Annotated in this window: 16 protein-coding genes; 8 read left to right on the top strand and 8 right to left on the bottom strand. The window is 35.7% G+C overall.

Annotated features, from left to right (window positions below; genetic code table 11):
• The first annotated feature begins 78 nt into the window (after window positions 1–78).
• From ASJ80_RS14445 to ASJ80_RS14460, 4 genes are all read left to right on the top strand, one after another.
• A complete protein-coding gene (locus ASJ80_RS14445) occupies window positions 79–1,005 on the top strand; it encodes an AIM24 family protein (protein ID WP_083241081.1) in 927 nt (308 codons plus the stop codon).
• Window positions 1,006–1,221: 216 nt separating this feature from the next.
• The gene (gene cofH, locus ASJ80_RS14450) at window positions 1,222–2,268 is read left to right on the top strand and encodes a 5-amino-6-(D-ribitylamino)uracil--L-tyrosine 4-hydroxyphenyl transferase CofH (RefSeq protein ID WP_069585790.1); all 1,047 of its coding nucleotides are present in this window, start codon (window positions 1,222–1,224) and stop codon (window positions 2,266–2,268) included.
• A 685-nt stretch (window positions 2,269–2,953) separates the two neighbouring features.
• Window positions 2,954–4,648 (top strand): ArnT family glycosyltransferase, encoded by a 1,695-nt coding sequence (locus tag ASJ80_RS14455; protein WP_069585791.1) that lies wholly within the window; start codon window positions 2,954–2,956, stop codon window positions 4,646–4,648.
• Between the two features lie 202 nt (window positions 4,649–4,850).
• Window positions 4,851–5,603, top strand: coding sequence for a HesA/MoeB/ThiF family protein (locus ASJ80_RS14460; RefSeq protein ID WP_069585792.1), 753 nt, complete (start codon window positions 4,851–4,853; stop codon window positions 5,601–5,603).
• An 11-nt stretch (window positions 5,604–5,614) separates the two neighbouring features.
• Here the strand turns inward: ASJ80_RS14460 and ASJ80_RS14465 are convergent, their stop codons facing one another.
• Window positions 5,615–6,274 (bottom strand): nitrite/sulfite reductase domain-containing protein, encoded by a 660-nt coding sequence (locus ASJ80_RS14465; RefSeq protein WP_069585793.1) that lies wholly within the window; start codon window positions 6,272–6,274, stop codon window positions 5,615–5,617.
• 293 nt (window positions 6,275–6,567) lie between these two features.
• Here ASJ80_RS14465 and glnA point away from each other — a divergent pair, with 293 nt between their 5' ends.
• The 4 genes from glnA to ASJ80_RS14485 all read left to right on the top strand — a co-directional run bounded on the left by glnA (window position 6,568) and on the right by ASJ80_RS14485 (window position 10,759).
• Window positions 6,568–7,896 (top strand): type I glutamate--ammonia ligase, encoded by a 1,329-nt coding sequence (gene glnA / locus ASJ80_RS14470; protein WP_069585794.1) that lies wholly within the window; start codon window positions 6,568–6,570, stop codon window positions 7,894–7,896.
• 136 nt (window positions 7,897–8,032) lie between these two features.
• Complete coding sequence (locus ASJ80_RS14475; protein ID WP_069585795.1) at window positions 8,033–9,745, top strand: DUF128 domain-containing protein; 1,713 nt, start codon at window positions 8,033–8,035, stop codon at window positions 9,743–9,745.
• Window positions 9,746–9,800: 55 nt separating this feature from the next.
• On the top strand, window positions 9,801–10,298 hold the full coding sequence (gene tsaA, locus ASJ80_RS14480) for a tRNA (N6-threonylcarbamoyladenosine(37)-N6)-methyltransferase TrmO (RefSeq protein WP_069585796.1): 498 nt from the start codon (window positions 9,801–9,803) through the stop codon (window positions 10,296–10,298).
• A gap of 251 nt (window positions 10,299–10,549) precedes the next feature.
• Entirely contained in the window at window positions 10,550–10,759 is a 210-nt protein-coding gene (locus ASJ80_RS14485; protein ID WP_069585797.1) for a TOBE domain-containing protein, read from the top strand.
• A 268-nt stretch (window positions 10,760–11,027) separates the two neighbouring features.
• On the opposite strand, the gene ASJ80_RS14490 is transcribed toward ASJ80_RS14485, so the two are convergent.
• The 7 genes from ASJ80_RS14490 to ASJ80_RS17740 all read right to left on the bottom strand — a co-directional run bounded on the left by ASJ80_RS14490 (window position 11,028) and on the right by ASJ80_RS17740 (window position 21,526).
• Entirely contained in the window at window positions 11,028–11,729 is a 702-nt protein-coding gene (locus tag ASJ80_RS14490) for an ABC transporter substrate-binding protein (RefSeq protein ID WP_069585798.1), read from the bottom strand.
• Window positions 11,730–11,760: 31 nt separating this feature from the next.
• Window positions 11,761–12,888, bottom strand: coding sequence for a hypothetical protein (locus tag ASJ80_RS14495; RefSeq protein WP_069585799.1), 1,128 nt, complete (start codon window positions 12,886–12,888; stop codon window positions 11,761–11,763).
• A gap of 198 nt (window positions 12,889–13,086) precedes the next feature.
• Entirely contained in the window at window positions 13,087–13,398 is a 312-nt protein-coding gene (locus tag ASJ80_RS14500) for a DUF2149 domain-containing protein (RefSeq protein WP_069585800.1), read from the bottom strand.
• Complete coding sequence (locus ASJ80_RS14505; protein WP_069585801.1) at window positions 13,398–14,036, bottom strand: MotA/TolQ/ExbB proton channel family protein; 639 nt, start codon at window positions 14,034–14,036, stop codon at window positions 13,398–13,400. Before ASJ80_RS14505 ends, ASJ80_RS14500 begins: the two co-directional genes overlap by 1 nt.
• Window positions 14,037–14,137: 101 nt before the next feature.
• Window positions 14,138–15,055 (bottom strand): DUF11 domain-containing protein, encoded by a 918-nt coding sequence (locus ASJ80_RS14510; RefSeq protein ID WP_069585802.1) that lies wholly within the window; start codon window positions 15,053–15,055, stop codon window positions 14,138–14,140.
• 302 nt (window positions 15,056–15,357) lie between these two features.
• A complete protein-coding gene (locus tag ASJ80_RS14515; protein ID WP_069585803.1) occupies window positions 15,358–19,314 on the bottom strand; it encodes a chitobiase/beta-hexosaminidase C-terminal domain-containing protein in 3,957 nt (1,318 codons plus the stop codon).
• 85 nt (window positions 19,315–19,399) lie between these two features.
• Window positions 19,400–21,526, bottom strand: coding sequence for a PKD domain-containing protein (locus ASJ80_RS17740; RefSeq protein WP_069585804.1), 2,127 nt, complete (start codon window positions 21,524–21,526; stop codon window positions 19,400–19,402).
• Window positions 21,527–21,576 lie beyond the last annotated feature (50 nt).

The following is a 21,576-nucleotide window of genomic DNA, read 5'->3' on the forward strand; positions in this document are numbered from 1 at the left end:
TTTCTGAGTGACGTATTTATATAGTACTTTAATCAATTAATCACCAGTTAGCACTAACTGAAAAGGAAAGGTGGTCATATGAATTGTTCAAATTGTGGAGAAGATATTGGGGAAGCTAAATTTTGCCCGCAGTGCGGTAGCAAGGTAGAAGAAATCCTGGTTGCTGAAGAAACACCTGTAGAAGTTTCATCTGAAAAATACTGTCCTGAATGCAATGTAATAGTTGAAGAAGCTAATTTTTGCCCAGATTGCGGTGGAAAAACAGAACCCGCTCCAAAAGAAGAATTAGAAACAAAAGTTGAAAAAAACACCAATTACGCAAGTAAATACTCAGTTCAAGCGTTTTTAGACAGAACTGCTGAAAAATTCGAAGGTAATGAAATATTCGAACTTGAAAACGATTACCTGCTTGATGTTAATCTTAATGGTAAAGTTTGGGCAAAACTGGGATCTATGGTAGCCTACACTGGTGAAGTGAAATTTAAAAAGCAGAGTTCCCTTGAAGGGGGAATTGATAAATTTATAATGAAAAAAGTTAGCGGTGAAAGCAGTAAGCTTATGTCCGCATCAGGATATGGAAACGTATTTCTCGCCGATGACGGTAAAAGAGTAACCATTCTAAACCTTGAAGGCAGCAGGTTATATGTAAATGGAAACGATATCCTTGCATTTGAAGAAAACATCGACTGGGATATTAAAATGATGTCGGGTGCTGGTTCAATGTCCGGAGGAATGTTCAATATAAGACTCCAGGGATATGGAATGATAGCCATAACAACTCATTATACTCCCATAACACTTGCAGTAACCCCCGACAGGCCAGTTTATACTGATCCAAATGCGACAGTAGCATGGTCTGACGGATTATCCATTGACTACAAAACAGATGTGAATTTAGGTACATTACTAGGTAGAAGCAGCGGCGAAACATTCCAGATGGCCTTTAGAGGCAATGGTTTTGTAATTATTCAGCCTTACGAAGAAACTGCTGTAGGCCTTGGTTAAGTTTAAAACTGATAAAATCATGGTTAAATCCTAAAATTTTAACCATGTACCTAATTTTTTACTTATTTAAAATAAATATATTTTATAAAGAATAACACTCGCATAATTTTTTTTGACAGACAATATTTATAAACAATAATCACATGATATAAACCCGTTTAAAAAAGATTAATTTCAGGAATAAGATAGTGAAAAATGCGAAAATAGGTGGATTTAATGATGGAAGACATATATGAACGCTCACTTGCTGGAGAAATTACAAAAGAAGACGCTTTAAAGCTTGTAGATTCAAATCCATTCCAGTTATTTGATACTGCTGACAGGTTGCGCCAGGAACTTGTAGGTGATGAGGTTACCTTCGTCGCCAACAAAGCCATAGATATTACAGATCACTGCATGATTGGATGTGCTTTTTGCTCTTTTAGAGACCATATTGGATATGAAATGACAACCGAAGAAGTACTGGAAAGTATTAAAGAAGCAAAAGACATAAAGGCCACTGAAATCTGCTTATTCGGCGGCATTATGCCCCACATGACAGTGGACTATTACTGTGATCTTATCAGTACGATCAAGTCAGAATATGATATCTGTCTTCACGCATTGTCCCCTGTAGAAATTTATCAGACCGCAAAATCATCGGAAATAAGCACATATGATGCTTTAAAGGCCCTTAAAAAAGCAGGGATGGACACCATGACAGGTGCATCTGCAGAAATCCTTGTAGATTCTGTAAGAGAACAAATATGTCCTAAAAAGGTCACAACAGACGAATGGGTGAACATAATTAAAGAAGCCCATAGTTTAGGCATTCCAACCACATCCACCATCATGTACGGCAGCGTAGAAACATGGGAAGACCGTATTGACCACATGATGATACTCAGAGATATACAGCGTGAAACAGGGGGCTTTACAGAACTCGTCCCAATGACATTCTTAAATCAAAACAATGAACTGGGCCAAATATCAGAAGGTGCCAGCGGAATGGAGGATCTGAAAGTGCATGCAATTGCAAGGATTCTCTTTGGTAGAGACATGCCCAATATTCAAGTTTCATGGATAAAAATGGGTATTAGGGCATCACAAATAGCTCTACACTGCGGGGCAAATGATTTAGGAGGCACCATGATGGAAGATAAAATATCTATAGCTGCAGGTGCATCAGACGGAGATTATTTACCTCGAGAACGGATGATTGAAATTATAGAAGATATAGGGCGGATACCAGTAGAACGTACCACTACCTATGAACGTGTTTAAAAATCATCATATATAGGGCATTAGCTGTATAAAGATATGATTGCCCAAATTATTTTTTTATTTGTTCTAAAATCTCTCAAAATTGAGATATTATGTACCAAAAAATAGAATGTGTTTAAAGCAGTTCTATTAAGTAAAATCTAAACTTGTTTTCCTAAGTCAACAATTTTATAAAAATTAGAAACAATGTACATCAGCCAGCACATATCTAAAATATAAACTCTTCTTAAATAGCTCCTAAAAGATTTATACGAGCTTAATTTGACTATATATTTTATTCAATTATATTACATTATTATTATGCCAAAAGACTATTTTTAATAAGTTTAATATTATATTGTAGCATTTATTCGTTTTCCCATTTAACATAAATAAAATCATTTTAAAAATTCAGTTTTCATTTATTTAATCATTACTTGTCCTTTTATGTTAAAAAAATTTGAATCTCTACTAAAAACTACAAAAAGGCTCTTTTAATGAAATATGGTTAAAATAAGGTAAAAATTGGTAACAATTTGGGAAAATACTTATTACAAATCTCAAAAATAACATATACTGTCTTTAAATGGAATTAACAATGACTGCGTTTAAACAAGTTCTTGTAACTTGTTTGTTCACTTTCTTTAGCCATTTAAATTTGTTTTATCTGGATACTTGCAGCAGGAAATAATTTAGGAGTTTTTAAATGCCAAATTTATTTACACGTGCGCAAAAATTCAGATTAGATTTTTTAATCCCGTTGATTCTAGGTCTTTTAGTAATCATTACCAGACTCCCATTTACAAGCAAATTTCTCTATGAATGGGATTCAGTTAATTACTCCCTGGCATTTGAAAACTACAACATTCTGCAGCAGCAGCCGCATCCACCAGGTTACTTGCTGTATGTAGCTCTAGGAAAAGCTGTTAACTACCTATTCAATGATCCAAATATTAGTATGATATTTTTATCAATACTTTTCAGTATTTTAAGTGTTATCTTAGTCTATTTTATGGCTAAAGATATATTTTCCAGAAAAGCAGGCATCATAAGCTCATTATTACTAATATTCAATCCATTTATATGGTTTTACGGAGAAATTGCAAGTATATACATTTTCGAGGCATTTTTCAGTATTTTAATAGCTTATTCATCATATAAGCTTTTTAAAGGTAATGAAAAATTTATATACATTTCTGCATTTGTACTCGGCTTATCTGGAGGTTTTAGAACAGACATACTTGAATTTATGCTTCCTTTATGGATATTCTGCATATGGAGTGCCAGAATTTATTATACCAAAATTGTTAAAGGTCTGCTGATATTTGTTATTGCTCTATTATTATGGCTATTACCCTCAGTTATTTTAACTGGAGGCCTGGAAAGTTATATCCATATTTTAAGATACACTTCTGAAGCTGCAAGCTATACTTCTCTAATATTCGGTGCCAGTATCAGCCAGCAAATCCTAAATACAGGAGTCTGCATCATATGGTCATTAGTTGGACTTACACTCATAGGAATTTTAATTAGCGCACTCTTTTTAATTTATCACAGAGGAAATTTAAAATCTAAAGTCATTTATTATCTTAAAAAGCCTTTAAATACCTTCTTTCTACTATGGATCATTCCGTCTTTCCTATTTTACTTATTTATCTACATAGTAAAACCCGGATACTTACTGACAGTCCTGCCTGCAGTCATGATCCTATTAAGCTACATCATTATTCGTATTTCATCAGATATACACTTTAATTTCCCCAAAATATCCAAAAAGCATGCTTTAGGTTTTATATTACTAATTTATGTTATATCAAATACCATCTACTTTGTATATCCATATAATCTTCACAATGACCAAATCTGGGAAACACCTACCGATAAAATGGAAACAAATCAGGAAATCTGGTTTGGTATAGACATAGGTTTAATTTATAACAACGCTAAAATTAATGCAAACGATGAAAACACCCAGTTACACATTGAAAATATATTGAACATCTCAAATTCAGATCCAGAGAGCACTGTAATTGTTATTAGAGATATCACCAGGGAAGACGAAGGTTTCAACTGGAGAAAAGCAATGTATTATCTTCCAGGCTACGAAGTTTATTATCTATTTGACCATGAAAACTCGGGAATCGATGGTAATGTTTCTGTATGGCATGGTAAAGATCACAGCTACAATATCTCCAAATCTAGTGTCGAAGATATAAAATTAAACTCATCTACTACCAAGATCATCTGGGTAATGAGCAATGAAACCACATTTTATCAGGAAGTAAAAGATAACTTTGGAGTAAGCAGAATTAATCTCCCAAATGGCATGAAACTTTATTGTTCCTATGTTGGAAACCAGACTTCAGATATAAAAATCAGCGGTTTTATTTTCCAGCATTGAACACTAATACTCATTTTATAACGCCCAATATTCTATCAGAACTTTGTAAATCAATGCCCAGATAACACAGTGAAAAATTATATTACCATGATGAGATAATTAAAAAATAACATGCGTTATAAAAGTTTAACAGTTAGTTTAAAACTAAAAAAGAGCAAATAAGTTAAATTTTATATATAAATAAGTATCACGGAGATTTAATATGCCAAAAAGATATGAAGGGATGGCTTACTGGGAAATTGTAAGTAGACAAATGGGAGTTGTAACTAAATCAGAACAGGAAAGATTTAAAGGCGCTAAAATTACAGTTATAGGCTGCGGTGGGATCGGAGGTGCCGCAACAGAGATGCTTGTAAGGATGGGAATTGGAAATCTCAGGATAATCGATAAAGACGCTTTCGACGTTTCAAATATTAACCGCCAGCTTATGAGCAGTTTCTACAGTGTGGGAAAATCTAAAGTAGGGACAACTTACGAGACTTTAAAGTCAATAAATCCATTTACAAATATCGAAGCCATTGAAGAAGAAGTAAATGAGGATAATGTGGAAAGAATTGTTAAAGACAGCGATATTGTCATAGACGCTCTTGATAATTTAGTTACAAGAATTACAGTCAGCAGACATGTTCGTGATTTAGATATTCCATTTATTCACGGCGCAATTCATGGAACAATGGGACAGGTTACTGTTTTCACAAAGGACACTCCTACCTATGAAGAAATGTTTAAGCTGCCTTCATGCGGTAAAGAATTAACTGATGAAGTAGTTAAAAAAATAAAAGATATCGGTGCAGAAGTTCCACCTGTTATTGGTCCTGTTCCAAACATAGTTGGATGCTTACAGGCTTTTGAAGCTTTTAAACTTATTACATTAGAAGGAGAACCAATCATGGCACCCGATGTTTTAATGTTCGATTTACTTAATAAAGAGCCATTTTCAGTGATTAAATTCTAAAAGTGGAAACTTTAACCCAAAACATCTTGGGAGAATTTTTTAAATCCAATTTTTTCTATAACTGCACCTACTCTCTTTTCAACACCCTGTTCGCTGTAATAATCTATTATTCTACCTATTAACTCAATTACTTCATCATCCGAGAGGTTTTTAGCCAGCAGCTTGCCAATTCGAGGTTTAATTCCACAATTTCCCCCAACCAGCAGTTTCCAACCTTTACCAGTTCCAATTAAGCCAATATCACGGACAGCAGATTCACCGCATGAATTTGGACATCCCGAAACAGCTATTTTAAGTTTACGTGGAGTTGGAACCCCACAATAAAATTCATTGATCTTCTGACTCATCCCTACACTGTTTTGATATCCTTTTTTACAGCAGATATCACCTATACAAGATTTAGCAGGTCTTACACATTTACCAAGGTGTCCCCCAGGTTTCATTCTCAAATCTTCCCATACCCTGTCTAAATCTTCTTCCCTAATTCCATGAAGAGATATCCTGCCTTCAGAGGTCAATTTCATTATTTTAATATTATACTTATCCGCTGCATCTGCTATTTTCCTTAACATTGCAGAATCAACTATGCCTCCCGAAATATAAGGAATAATAGCATATGTTTCCATATCTTTTTGAACAGAAGCTCCTTTTTCTGGTATATTTTCTTTCAAATTTTTTACCCCCTTTTAAAGGTATAAAAAGCCGGATATATGATCCTCCCACATAAATCCAAATATTTTGCATTTTATTAAACAATTGAAAAACCTTTGAATACGAAAATATTCATTAGAAATATTCTATCTTGACAAAAGAACAATCTAATAGTAGTTATACTCCAATAAAATTAAATATGTTGTTATTTAATGGTTTAATAATTGAAATATTTTTTTCAAAACATTTATATACCAGTAAAAGGAAATCTTCTTCCGGTGTATAATTACTCTAATTATCATGGAGGTAAACAATGTCAGACAAAATAGGACAAGTTATTGAAAATATTGAAAAATGCGGCACAAAATTCGTAAGGCTGCAGTTTGTAGATATACATGGAACCCCCAAAAACATGGCAATTCCACTGGTTAAGCCAGATCAAATGGAAGATATATTAAAAGACGGTCTTTTATTCGATGGTTCCTCTGTTGAAGGATTTGTAGATATTAATGAAAGTGATTTAATTCTTAAACCAGACCCTGATACTTTTTCAACTCTCCCATGGAGACCAGAAGAAAAAGGTGTTTGTAGATTTATCTGTGACGTCTACTGGCCAGAAGGAAAACCTTTCGAAGGAGACCCAAGATACATACTTAAAAGGGCTTTAGAAAAAGCTGAAAAAGCAGGATATGAATATAACGTTGGTCCAGAACCAGAATTCTTTATATTAGACCAGGACGAAGAAGGAAACCTGATCCCTAACGATAACGGTGCATACTTCGATGTAGAACCTGTAGACCAGGGAACTGACATCAGAAGACAGCTAGTCATGGATCTGGAAGCTTTAAACTTTGATGTAGAAGTAAGCCACCACGAAGTGGCCCCAGGTCAGCACGAAATAGATTTCAAGTTTGATAACGCATTAAAAACTGCTGATGCAGTAATCACATTCAAACAGGCTATAAAAGCTATTGTAGACACAATGGGCTACATGGTAACATTCATGCCAAAACCATTCTTTGGAGAAAACGGAAGTGGAATGCACTGCCACCAGTCATTATTCAAAGGCGGTGAAAACGTTTTCTACGACCCAGATACTGAAACCCAGTTATCACAGGAAGCAATGTACTTCATGGGAGGTTTATTACAGCACTCCCCAGCTTTAACAGCAATTTGTGCTCCTACCATAAACTCTTACAAACGTTTAGTACCAGGATACGAAGCTCCTGTATACGTAGCTTACGGTCTCAAAAACAGGTCTACACTGGTAAGAATTCCTGCATCCCGTGGAAAAGGTACCCGTGTTGAACTGAGAATGCCTGACCCATCCTGTAACCCATACCTTGCATTTGCTGCAATGTTAGAAGCAGGTTTAGACGGTATGAAAAACAAAGTCGACCCTGGAGAACCAACTGAAATTGATGTATTCGGAAAAAGCATAGAAGAACTCAAAACTCTCGGAATAGATGTTTTACCTTCCAGCCTATGGGAAGCATACCATGCACTTGAAAAAGACGATGTTGTGAGATCCACATTAGGCGACCACATATACACTCAATTTAGAGATATTAAAAAGGCAGAATGGGACGATTACAGAATACAAGTATTCAATTACGAATTAGACAAGTATTTAACTATCTAATTCCCCCTTTCTCATTTTTAATTTTTTTGAAAAGTTTAAATTAGTCAAAAATCAATAGAATTTCAGCACCTAAATAAAAAGCGTTTAGGTTTAATTTTACAATTACAATTTTATATAACTCAAATTTGGTGAAGAAATGCCTGATGAAACTGATCGTAAAATGATAGAAATCCTGAGGATCCTTGCAGATCAAAATAAAGTTCTTGGTGCAAAAACAATTGCAGAAGAACTGAAACGGAAAGGTTATAACCTGGGAGAGCGAGCGGTACGATATCATATGCGTATTTTAGATGAAAAAGGTTTTACAGAACGTATAGGATATGCCGGTAGAGAAATAACTGAAAAAGGATTAAAAGAACTTGAAAAAGGTCTTATTTATGATCAAGTAGATTTTGCTTTTTCTAAATTTGAAGGAATGATATACAAAACTTCTTTAGACCCACAAGAAGGTAAAGGGTCAGTAATTGTAAATACATCCAGTTTTATATACGACCAGAAAGTTGTCGACATAATTAAAGAAGTATTCAGTAAGGGAATTGCAGTAAGCCCCTATGTTAAATTTAACGATAACAGATCCAGTGAAGAAAAAACTTCGGATAATAACGAAATTATGTTAAATACCATTTGTGGTACCACCATAGATGGAATGCTCCTAAATGCAGGAATTCCCGTAATCCCGCAATATGGAGGCCTTGTAAAAGTAGAAAATTATGTTCCTAAACGTTTTACCGAATTGATATCTTATAAAGAAACATCCATGACTCCTATTGAAGCATTTACTGCAAAAGAAATAACATCAGTATTAGATATAGCCAGAGAAGGAACTGGATTACTTCCTGCAAATTTCAGGATAATCCCTGCAGTTGCAAGAGATAATGCCGTTAACCTTTTTAAACAATTCCAGAAAATAGGAATATCTGGACTTTTAAAAATAGGTAAAAACGGAGAACCTGTTCTCGGAGTTCCCGTAGAAGATGATATGGTTGGTATTGCAATAACTGGAGGAATAGCTCCACTTTGTGCTGCAAAAGAAGCAGGCTGTTCTGTTAACATCAAATTAGCCGAAAACATAATGGAATTTGGAGATATGGAAAAGTTAGTTCCTTCAAAACCTGCATTAAAAACCAGCAACTCTGAAACTGGAGAAAAAGTTAAATTTTTACTTTCAAAGGCATGGAACCTCATATACAACGTGGACTTTGACATCGAAACACAAAAAGGCGACGTAATTGTAAATGTATCCTATGTAACTAACGATGACCTTGATGATGCACTTGAAATAATAAACCGTGTATTCCAGACTAAGCCGGAGTACTGTACAAGTAAATTTTATAAAATAATTCCCCATGCAGACGGCGACAGAACTGGAATTGCCACAGTATGCAGCTTTACCATTGACGGCATACTGGTTAAAAACGATATACTTGTAACTCCAAAATACAGCGGAATTCTTGAGATAGAAGAAAAAGGTCCGAGGTTTACAGAACTTACATCATACAGTGGATCATCCCTTGATCCCCATGAAGTTTATATTTCAAAGGGAATGACATCAGTTTTAGATTCATTAGAAGGAACTGGAAGGATACTTGCAAGTTTAAGGGAAATCCCATACATGGCAAGGTCCAGTGCAATAGATATTTTAGATAAGGTACAGGAAACCGGATTTTCAATCCTTAAAATAGGAAACCCAAGTGAACTTCTTTATAACGCCAAGGTAGAAAGATATCACGTGGGTATAGCAGCTCCAGGTGGCCTGAATCCAATTGCAGCATTAAACGAAGAGGATATACCGGTTAATGTAAAAGCTGTGGAAACCATGATGAACCTATCTGATATGGAAGAGTTTTAGATCTTCCAAAAGCTTTATTTATTTTACTGCTGATTCTTATATAAGGTGTAATCAAATGCTTATCGATGAAATCATATACAAACCAATCGGAACTATACACTCCCCATTCAAAAATCTAGAAGGTATGCCTATACAACCAATAGGTGCAAGAGGCGTTGAAGGAGAGATACAGCTAGACGAAAAATATGAAGAAGGACTTAAGGATCTTGAAGGATTCTCACACATAATTTTAATCTACCACCTCCACCTTTCAAAAGGATATTCACTACAGGTAAAACCATTCTTAGATACTGTAAAAAGAGGAATATTTGCAACCAGGGCCCCAAAACGTCCAAATGCAATAGGAATGTCAGTAGTGTGCCTTGACAAAATAGAAGGATCCACTGTATACATATCCAACGTGGATGTTGTTGATGGTACTCCCCTTTTAGATATTAAACCATATATACCTAATTTTGATAAATGTAAAGGTGAAGAACTGCGGATCGGATGGTTTGAAGACAAACATGAAAATGCAAATCATAAAAAGTCTGATGACAGATTCATAGATTAAATTATCTTCTTATTTTTATTTTAATATATTTTTAATATCTAATTATGTAAATTTCTTACATAAAAATTATTTAATCTAATTTTTTAAGATAAAAAGTACCTAAAATGCTTTTAGATAAATTTAAAAACTCGAATTATTTTATAATACATATCAACGTCATTATTTAACTTATATCCTCCATAAAAGCATGGAAAAAGTATTTAATATATAAAACCCAACATATAATATAATAATAATAGGAGGAAGATATAATGAAATTAAGTGCAAGGAACCATATTAAAGGAACTGTAGAAAAAGTTGACGAAGGCGCAATTATGGCCAGCGTTAAAATAAAAATTGATGCCCCCGACACAATAACCTCCATAATAACCAAAGAATCCATTAAAGATCTAGATATCAAAGCAGGCGATAAAGTAGTAGTTATCGTTAAATCCACCGAAGTCATGATCGGAAAAGAATAATATTAATTACATGTTTTCTCAACCTCAAAAATCGTAGATTTTTGATAGTATTTAATGCCGAGGAATTTTTAAATTCGACACCCCGAAAACCTATGGTTTTCGAAGACCGCAGAAATTTTTATAAAAATTTCTGCAGGGTTCTTTTTAAAAACTGAAATTAATCGTTAGTTATACTTCTAATTTTTAATTTATTGAACTTTCAAATGCTTAAACACACACTAACCCTTTATTTAAAGCCCTGTAAAAAAAACATGTTAAATTATAATGATTAATCCCTTGTTACAGCTTTAAAAATCCCATTTTCTTCATAGACAAATAATATGACTTCACCATTTACAGGACATGGTTTTACCGGCTTATCCCCTTCATTAAATATTATTCCCTTTGTAATAGGGCGACCATCTGGAGTAAATATTCCATCAATACCTGCCCCAATAAGCTTTTCAACTGGCTGCGGTCCCTTAAGTTTCCTAATTCTTCCTATTTGTAAAAACCTACCATCATTTCCAGCATATGCTAGCCCTAGTCCTGCCACAGCTCCAATTACACCACTTCCATTTCCGCCAATGCTTTCCAGTTGAATGTTAGAATTTAATGCAAGATTCCAGGCCCTTTTGGAGATAATAACTGTTTCCTTAGCATCTTTACCATAAGCAACAACCGCTGGTGAGATACAACTTTCATGAGCTACAGCAAGCCCCGGATTGCTGCCATTATTAAAATTATCCTGCATCACTTCTTTAACCGATTCAAAAATATTGTCAACATACTCTTCTTCAGTATCTACATGAATAACAGCACCAAAGTTATGCAAAGAAAAATTGATGTCGGGATGCACGTAAAACTGGTGCCGTGTAACGCCGTAAACAGGATATTTTTTTGAAATTTCGCCTGCAATTATACGTGCAAATTTGCCTGTGCCCACAGATTCAGAGTTTCCGGTGTCGTCGATGCCTACATAAATTGTCATTTAAATCATTACTCATTTATTTTGAAAAATATCATGCGACTGTTGAATTAAAAACAGTAACATAAGCCGAATCAACGGCCTTACCATTTACAGGAGTTAATATAATGTCGTAACGGGAATTAGAATTAGCTTTGATTTCAGCAATTACTCCTTTGTTTTCAGCAATTTCAGTCCCGTTTATATCATATCCAACCACAAGAATCTTAAAATTGCTATAACTTTTATTTGCATTGTTAATTAATAAACCGCTTACTTCATAAGACCCATTCCTTAAATCTATTATATCCGGCATATTATCTGGCTCTATTCCAGTTGAAAAGTCGCTCATAACTTCACCAGAACCAGACTCCCTAACTACACCTTCCGAAGATCCAGATCCTGAAACTCCCCCTGTAGATGTGAATCCATATATTAATGCCATTACTAAAACTATGCTGATTACTCCTGTTATGGGGATCATTTTCAGGTTTTTATTTTCTATTTCCTCTACTTTCTTAGCAGCGAAGCTCCCAAGAGCTGCAGCTAAAAGATAGCCTGCAATTGTACCAATTAAAATTAAGTAATTCTCAGGCATGTTTACTGTACGTGTCATTTCTGCATACAATTTGGCCAATAATGAAATTATTACAACGATTAGCCCCCCATAAATTCCATACTGTATCTTTTTCTCCTTAGAGAGGAAAGTAGTTGTAAATCCTCCAACTGCAAGGGTAATTGCTCCAATTACAAATCCAATTAATCCAGAAGAAGATAAATCATATGCCCCTGTAACTGACCCCAAAAAAACATTGTAAATATACATAACAATAATTCCCACTATAATCGCGATAACTGGATGATATCCATTAAATGTTTGTCTGCTGTCTTTATCTGCCATTTTCCCAAGAAAGCCACCTATTCCTGCAAAAATAGGGGCGAAAATTAATACACGGTAATCTCCCAAAACTAAAGTAATTACTGCCAATATTAAACCATAATATATACTGTACCTAATTTTTTTACCTGCTGCAAACCATGTAGCTATTCCCCCACCTAAAATAAAAAGGAATACTGTTAAACTACCTAAATAAATATTTAAGGCTACACTTAAACTTATTTCACATATAAAAAGCAAAATTGTAGTTATTAATGCAAGAATTATTGATAAAAAGGGTTTCATTATTATCACCTGTAATTTTCATAACTTCATCAACATTAATAAACAGATACTATTTTAAAGTTCACTTTTAATAAGCGCAAATTACTGTACTTTCTGAATTCCCAGTTTAACAGTACTTTCAAAGCATTTAAATGTCAGATATCGATTTAGTAAATTAGTGTGTCCTGTTTTAACAGACCATTTAACTCATCCAGCATATCACGTGTTATTTATCATTATCGTTTTTCCAGTTTTAGGGTCCTTATAAACTGTACCTAACTGAGTTAAACCATTTGAAGAGCTGGAAGATGAATTTTCAGAAGTTACATTCACCTCTTTACCCAATTTAAGGTCAACAGTTTTACTTACTTCCTGCGGTGATGAATTCATGAATATTATGGTAAATATAAGGAACCCAACTGCTAGTACCAGCATACAGTCTATCATGTTTACAGCGTAGATCATAGGGTCTATCTCTTCATCTGAAGAGAGTATTTTTTTCCGCCGTTTCATCATCTTCTTTTTCAACATCAGGAAATCTCCAGAATTGTGTCCACCAGGGTTTCAAGGTTTGAAATATCTTCTTCATACCACCTGCGCCTTATTTTTGATGTAATGAACGCAACCGCTGCAGCAGCCATACCTAGTACTGCTGCATCAAACGCAATTAACAGGTGCTGTGCCAGACTTTGAATGTCCCCAGAACCTAAAGCTGTAAGTCCTGGACCTAATGGAATTAAAGTCCCCATAAGACCAATTGCTGGAGAAATCTTTGCGATTATATCCGTCCTCTCCAGTTTCTTAGATGCCCATAAACCTTCATCCTCCACCATTTTAATGGCCAGAGATTCCCTAAAGTCCTTACTCACGTTTGAACTCCCTGCTAAAGTTTTGAGTACTTCTTTATGCCTCTTTGGAATCTTACCTTCTTCAATCACTTTAATTAATTCATCATGATTTCTACCCTTTACAGCTAAAATCTGATTTATAAATTGTTTAATGTCAAATTCATGTTTTCTCCGCTTGTAATATTCCGCCAGCAGGATGCCCATGTTAATCAGAGCATATATAAAGAAAAGTGAGAGTACAATCAGTACCGGTGTCAGGAGACACTGGGTAACTGCATGCATTGTGCTGTCAAACATATCGTTGATGGAAGCTGTTACCATTTAACCACCTTTTCATTTAATGTATTGTTTAAATTGATTGTTTTTTTTATTTAAGAGATTTAATTATCGGAATTATGTAAATGAACCAAATGGGACCCACGTCACTCTTCCCTCTTGATTCCATAGAAGTAACCTGCAGCCAGCAGGCCGATTATCAACAGTACTGCCAGGATATACATTGCCAGAGTATTGTCTTGAGCTTGAGGAGTAGTTACATTAACCTCATTTGCTTTTTTATTCCCACTGCCCCCGCCGCCGCCAGTCTGTAGATTTTGCAGGAGATTATTTTTCTCTGATGAAGTCAAATTACCTATAGCACTGGCAAGTTCAGCGTTGCCCAGAGTATCGATAAGATCAGTGCCACTGCCTGTTCCATTACCATTTCCATTGCCCGTGCCGTTGCCGGTTCCGTTACCTGTACCGTTACCCCTGCCGTTTCCATTACCGTTTCCATTACCATTATCAGTATCATTCTTGCTGAGAATGGTTAGAGTATCAGCCCTTGCAGCAGCTACTCTATTTTCCATATGGATACCGTAGCCCTCCAGTACAAGTGTGTCAAACCGTGCCGTGGCTTTTATATTTTTACCTGCCGCTGCAGGAAGCACTTTGGCTGTTAAAATTGCAGTTTTTTGCTGGCCCCTTTCAATACACCTCATCCTGTATACATCCCATATTCCCGTGCTTGGATTATAATTCTGCAGATTTCTATCCGGTACAACAAAAGACATGTACTGCAGTCCATCAGGTACAGGCATGTATATCTTCAGAGGGCACCAATCTACCAACCCATTGTTAGTTGCAGTTACAGTTATGGTAACTGTATCACCCACATTTGCTACCTGCGGATTAACTGAAACAGTTAAATATCCATTAAATAGAGTAGTTGGATCTATCGGCAGCACAATGGGAGTATCATTACCCTCGCCATCTGCAGATATAGCCCCCATTGTTGAAAATATGAAAAATAATGCCATTATTATTGGAATTATTGGAATAACTGATTTTATAAGTTTCATTTTCACTCCATGCAGATTCAATACTATTTTTTAATTTATGCAATTATTGATTTATTGTTGAAATAATAACGTATAAATTCTTTTATTTCCATTTTAAAACTTTAATTACTGTATTTATCCATATCAAATCATGTTAATATATTAAATATTAATAAAGCTGGACCTATGAGTATTATATCCAAATATACGTAATTCTTACCTATTTTTTATTCAGCTATAGGTGCATATATACGTATCGAACGTATCCACTTGTTAAATAAAAATCAGAAAATACGGTGATCTAAAAAAATAAAAAAAACAGGTCAGTATTTTCCTGTTTTGAATTTCCATGTGTAACCAATACCATTATTTCCTGCCACATCTTTTATGGCTGATGCGGGAATATAAATCTGGTACCATGTGTAAGCAGACCTTTTACCTGTTTTAAGGTACAATATATTGTTTTTGATCAGTTTGCTTACTGCTATTTTTTTGCCTGTTTTCAGGTTTTTGATGTATACTTTGGACCAGTTTATGCTGGTTTTGATGTTTTCGCTGAATTTAATGTAGAGTGTTTTTGACCTGGAAATGCCTGTACTGCTTTTTTTAGGGTACATTGATTTTACGTATGGTCGTGTTTTGTCTATGACATATTTTACAGTGTAAACTGGGGATTTATTTCCCGCTTTGTCCACAGCTAAAAACTTCAAAGTAGTTGAAGAGGTAATGCTAATCTGGCCAGTGTATTTAGTACTTGATGTAGTCGGTGTAGATCCATTTTTAGTGTAATATATAGTTCCAGATTCACTCATTTTTAAAGTAACTGCCTTATTAGCATTATAATATCCGCTTGGGACACTAACACTAGCTTTAGGTGCTGTTTTATCAATGGTGTAATTAACCGTGTAAACTGGAGACAGGTTACCCGCCCCGTCCACTGCTAAAAACTTCAAAGTAGTGGTAGAACCTATTGAAATTGGACCTGTATATTTGATACTGATCTTAGTTGGAGTAATGCCGTTTGTAGTGTAGTAAATAGTTCCAATTTCGCTCATTGAAAGACTAACACTTTTGGCAGTATTATATAAACCGCTTGGGACGTTAGCACCCACAGTAGGGGATATATTATCTGTTATAGTGTATGTTTCTATGTAAACTGAACTCCAATTAGTTGCAGAATCCACTGCAGCGAATTTAAGAGTCATTGTACTATTCACCATAACAGGAGATGTATATTTGATTTTTGTGCTGCTTTTTCGTGGATCTGAACCATCTTTAGTGTAATATATAGTCGTTCCTGCAGTTGATGTAAGGTTCACCATCTGTGTTGTATTGTAATTACCCCCACATATACTGGCATGAAGGATAAATGGCACGAGATATGCATACTTTAAACGGGAATTTGCAGTTGTATAACTCACATTTGGAATCCCTGATGGGCTCAAAGTAAGGGATATCCACTGCCCCACACCATCAACAGTGTCGATATAGTTATCAGTTATCCATCCAGAACCTTCTTTATAAGCATATTTTAAATTCTGTGTTGTAGAATCCTGATAAACTATTAATGGACTATCTGATTGAGTTAATACCAGTTTACTGCATAATGACTTTAAATTGCTGACAACTTCAGTAATCCACTTCGTGCCGTTCCAATATGCGTATTTTAAGCTCCCATTAGTCCCATTATTAACATTATAACTTATACATGGATTACCTGAAGAATCAAGTGCAAGAGAATTCCAGGCTCCAACATTTAACAGGTCTAACATATTTCCATCAACAATTGTTGTTTTCCATACCCCATCTGATGTCCTTTCAGCATATCTCAGACTGCCCTGTACAGGACCGCTGACTATATCATAATAACTGATTCTAGGGTTCCCATTTGAATCTACTGCAAGAGAATTCCACCTGCCCCCAGATGATTTTGGAGTTACATTTTCTATAACCCACTTTGTACCGTTTTTGTACATGTACTGGAGTTCTCCAGCGCCGTTATTAGCTGAATTATTGTAATAGCTGATTCTCGGCTGATCGTTATACAAAACCAGGTTAATATATGAAATATAACTGTTTTGATCTAAAATGATTATATGCCATCCAGTACTATCTTTGTAAGCATATTTCAATTTATCAACAGTATCCTGACCAAAAACCTCACCATAAACCATATGAGGGTTGCCTGAGGAGTCCAGTACAAGGGATACATAAAAACCCGCGCCCGCTTTGGTTGAGTCTACAATTTCTATATGCCATCCTTTACTATCCTTGTAAGCATATTTAAGTTCAGGGTAGTCTGTATCTGATTGTGCAACCTGATAATATGCTATATGGGGGTTTCCTGATTTATCTACAGCAATAGAATTGTATTCACCACTGCTGTCTATAATTGTACTGTTCCATGTACCCCCTGCACCAGGTTTATCAAGCGTATATGTTATAGTAGTTACATTTGATATATGGCCTGCAGCGTCAGCTGCAATGAATTTCAAAACGGTAGTACCTATGGTGTTAATGTCTATAGGCCATGTGTAAAGTGTACTGTTTGTTGTAGGATTTGAACTGTCCCGAGTATAATATATTTTAGGATTCAAGTCCATTTCATCGACTGCACTCAATTCAACATCCTGATCAGAAGTATATAACCCTCCCAGCAAACTTGCTGAAGCTATTGGTGCAGTAATATCTGCCATAATATATGTTTCAGTGTAAACGGGGCTCCAGTTACCTGCATCATCCACGGTGGCGAATTTAAGAGTTGTATTAGTGTTAATTAAAAGGGAACTGGTATACTGAACTCTTGTACTGCTTGTACGTGGATCAGTACCGTCTGTAGTGTAATAGATTACTGGATTAGAATCAATAATATCAATTGCAGTTAAAGTTACAGATTTCCTCGTGTTATAAGTACCTCCAGCAATGTCAGCAGAAGCCGTTGGACTGGTTTTATCTATTGTGTAAGTTCTTGTAACTATGTCTGAAACATTTCCAGCATCATCAACTGCTATGAACTTTAAAGTGATAGTCCCTTCATCACTGAATGTTATTGGATCCTTATAAAGTATACTACTTGTAGTTGGGTCTGAACCATTAAGTGTATAATATATTTTTGGGTTAGGGTACAGATTGTCACCTGCAGTTAAGGTAACAGTTTTTAAAGTGTTATATGCACCGTTTGCAATGTCAGAAGAGACATCAATAATTTTAACGACGATGTATTGAGTTATTTCACTGTTACCATGGTCATTAGTTACTGTTAATTTAACTGTGTAATTACCAGCTGCATTATATGTATATGTTGGGTTCTGTTCAGTACTGTCAATCACTCCGTCATTATCAAAATCCCAAGCATATGTTAATGGTTTGACTCCTGTTGACTTGCTGGTAAAATGAACTGTCAGTGGAACTAATCCACTGGACACGTCTGTAGTAAATGCAGCATTTGCTTTTGGAGAACCCATGACAGCGTAGCCGCTTGGACCTCCTGTCTGTCCAGGCAAAATGCTGTTTGTCCATCCCATTCCCTGCCCATGAGTGGTATTTGCATTCCATGAGTAAACATTGAAAGCTGCGAGGGAGTAAAGATTATCAAAGCTGTAATTTACCTTTACATTTCCATAATTAATGAAAGTATTTCCACCAGGGTAATTAGACCCCAGGAGACCCGCATGTAGGTCTACAAACAATATATAAAACATATTAGATGAATCATTCATATCTTCCCCATAAAATATAGGATATGCTGTATCTCCACCTGCAAGCTTCCAGTTTTGAGGTCCGTAAATGAAATCACTCTTATAAAATGTTTTATCAATAGTCACTGCTTGATAAGTAACAGAACTGATATCGGGTGCGGTATCCCTGGCATCCGTTGGTGTCCATGTATACCCACTTGCCTTAATGTGCACTGCGAAGTCATCAGGTATTGTCCCATTGACAGCAATCATTAAAATGACATCGTCCTGATATCCCCTGCCACCAGTATCTGTGACATAAAATACTCCCGACTGGTTTGAAGTGATTGTATACTGTCCATAATTAGCCCCAGATGTAGAATTAGCAGATACATGAACTGCATTCAGCCCACCACCAGATCCTAAATCCTGCATGTAATAGGAAGTGTTATCTGTTGTATTAATATAAACATCATTATAATCAGAAATAGGTGTCGTAGAATTTGTAGAATTCACATTATCTGCCGACACACTTCCACTAAAAATAAGCATTAAAGCACATATCAGTGCTATAAATATTACACATCTCCCCCAGTTTTTCAATTTTTTGTCCGCCTCCCCTATTTTCGTTAAAACATGAATGTAATCAATATCAAAATAAAAAAAAAGAAAAAGAAAAACAAATAAATTATTTTTTCCTGCTTAAAGCTAATCCACTTCCTGCAAGTAACAGGGCTGAAACTAAACCACCAAGCGGTAAACCAGTGTCCTGCATAGGTACTGTTTTAGTAGTGGTTGTGGTTACTGCATGCACAGTGGTATTATTACCTGTAGAAAAACCTGAACCAGATCCTGAGCCTGAACCATTATCTGTAGCTGAAACAGCATTTACAAGTAAAGAACCAATGCTACTGTTTAATTCAGGATCATAACCTGCAGTAGTGACTGCAGGCTGTAAATTGTAACTTCCAGCACTTAAAACAGTTACATTAAGCCATAAATATGGGTCACCTACCGTTACGTTACCTAAATTCCAGGTTAAAGTTCTGGTAGCGTCATCATAATAAATGGTACCCTGATCTACAGTTGCGCCGTCATATTCCAGACCTTCAGGAATCACATAGGTGAAAACTACATCGTTAGCAATACCTGGGCCATTATTACACAGCTTAAAGGTATAAGTTACTTTATCCCCCACTTGAGGATTAGTTTTAGATGGAATAACCTGTACATACACATCAGACTTAATGGTATATGTTTCACTGTAAACTGAGCTCCAATTACCAGCAGCGTCTACTGCAGCATATTTAAGCGTCGTAGTACCATCTATCTCAATTGGACCAGTGTAAACGCTCCGTGTACTGCTTGTTTTTGGATCAGTGCCATCTGTGGTGTAATAAATTGTTGCACTGTCACTATCATCTGTAGCGTTCAATGTCACGGTTTGTGTGGTGTTGAAAACTCCTCCAACCTGACTGCTATTTACTATTGGTGCTGTAACATCATTAACAGTTATGATCTGAGTTTCAGTGTTACTACCGCCTGTGTTTGTAGCAGTTAAACTGACAGTGTATACCCCCGGTTTAGTGTAAGTATGAGCGGGGTTCTGTTCAGTTGATGTAGTTCCGTCACCAAAGTCCCAGCTCCATGAAGTAGGGCTGTTGGTAGATTGATCATTGAACTGTACATCCATAGGTGCTGATCCATTGGTTACATTAGCTGTGAAATTAGCTGATGGAACTCCCATAACGTTAAATCCACTTATTTTTGATTTTGAAGCATTTAAACAATTGGTCATTATAGCACCTGTACCATGGGCACTGGCTGAGTACCATCCAAATACATTGAACGCTGCAAAAGAGGTCAAGTCGTTGAAACTGTAATCAACTCTTATTGCTCCATTATCTATTCCAGTCTGCAGGCAGCCAGCATACAGATCTATGAACATTATATGGAACGTATTGTTTGTATCATCCATGTTCTGCCCATAGTAAATAGGATAATTAGAGAGAGTAGATGGTCTCCATATCTGAGGCCCGTATATAAAATCATTTTTAGTGAACGTTTCATTCACAGCAGCTGTCACATAATTGAGATTAGTTTTAGGATCATTGACATTACCAAGTCCTGCACTTGGAATATCCCAAGTGTAACCACTGGATGTTATGTGAACGCTGAAATCATCAGGTATTGTTCCATTCACTGCAAGCATGAGAATAGCTTCATGCATAGTTGCCTGTCCACCAGTAAAAGTAATCCAAAAGGTACCTGACTGATTAGATGTGGTTGTGACTTGTCCAAAGTTATTACTCGCATTGTTGTTTGAAATGTGTATAGGGTTAAAACCTCCACCGTTTGATTCCAGCAGGAAGAAATAAGTGTTATTAACATATGAATATGTATATACCTGACTTCTTCCATTTTCAACGTTGTATTTAACTCCAGCATCATTAGCCACATAGATGTTGAGGTCGCAGTAGTTTGAAAAAGTTGTAGAATTCATTGCATAGACCGTCTTAACAACGGAACTAGTTCCTACGCTGTTTGTAGCATTTAATGAAACCGTAAAGTTACCTAAATGTGTATAAACATGAGTAGGGTTTTGTTCAGTTGAGTTTTTTCCATCCCCAAAATCCCAGTACCAGCTGGTTGGGTTACCTTTAGAAGTATCATTGAATTGAACACTCAATGGAGCACTGCCATTTGTTAAATTAGCTGTAAAATTAGCAGATGGCGCATCAGCGGCTGATGCACTCCCACATAAAGCTAATATCATAGAAAATACAATTACTATGAATATTATATTCTTTCGCATTTTAACCTCCATATTCGTATGATTGGATCAAAATAAAGATCCATAAATAC

Source organism: Methanobacterium bryantii, assembly GCF_002287175.1.
In the GTDB taxonomy this organism is placed as follows: domain Archaea; phylum Methanobacteriota; class Methanobacteria; order Methanobacteriales; family Methanobacteriaceae; genus Methanobacterium_D; species Methanobacterium_D bryantii.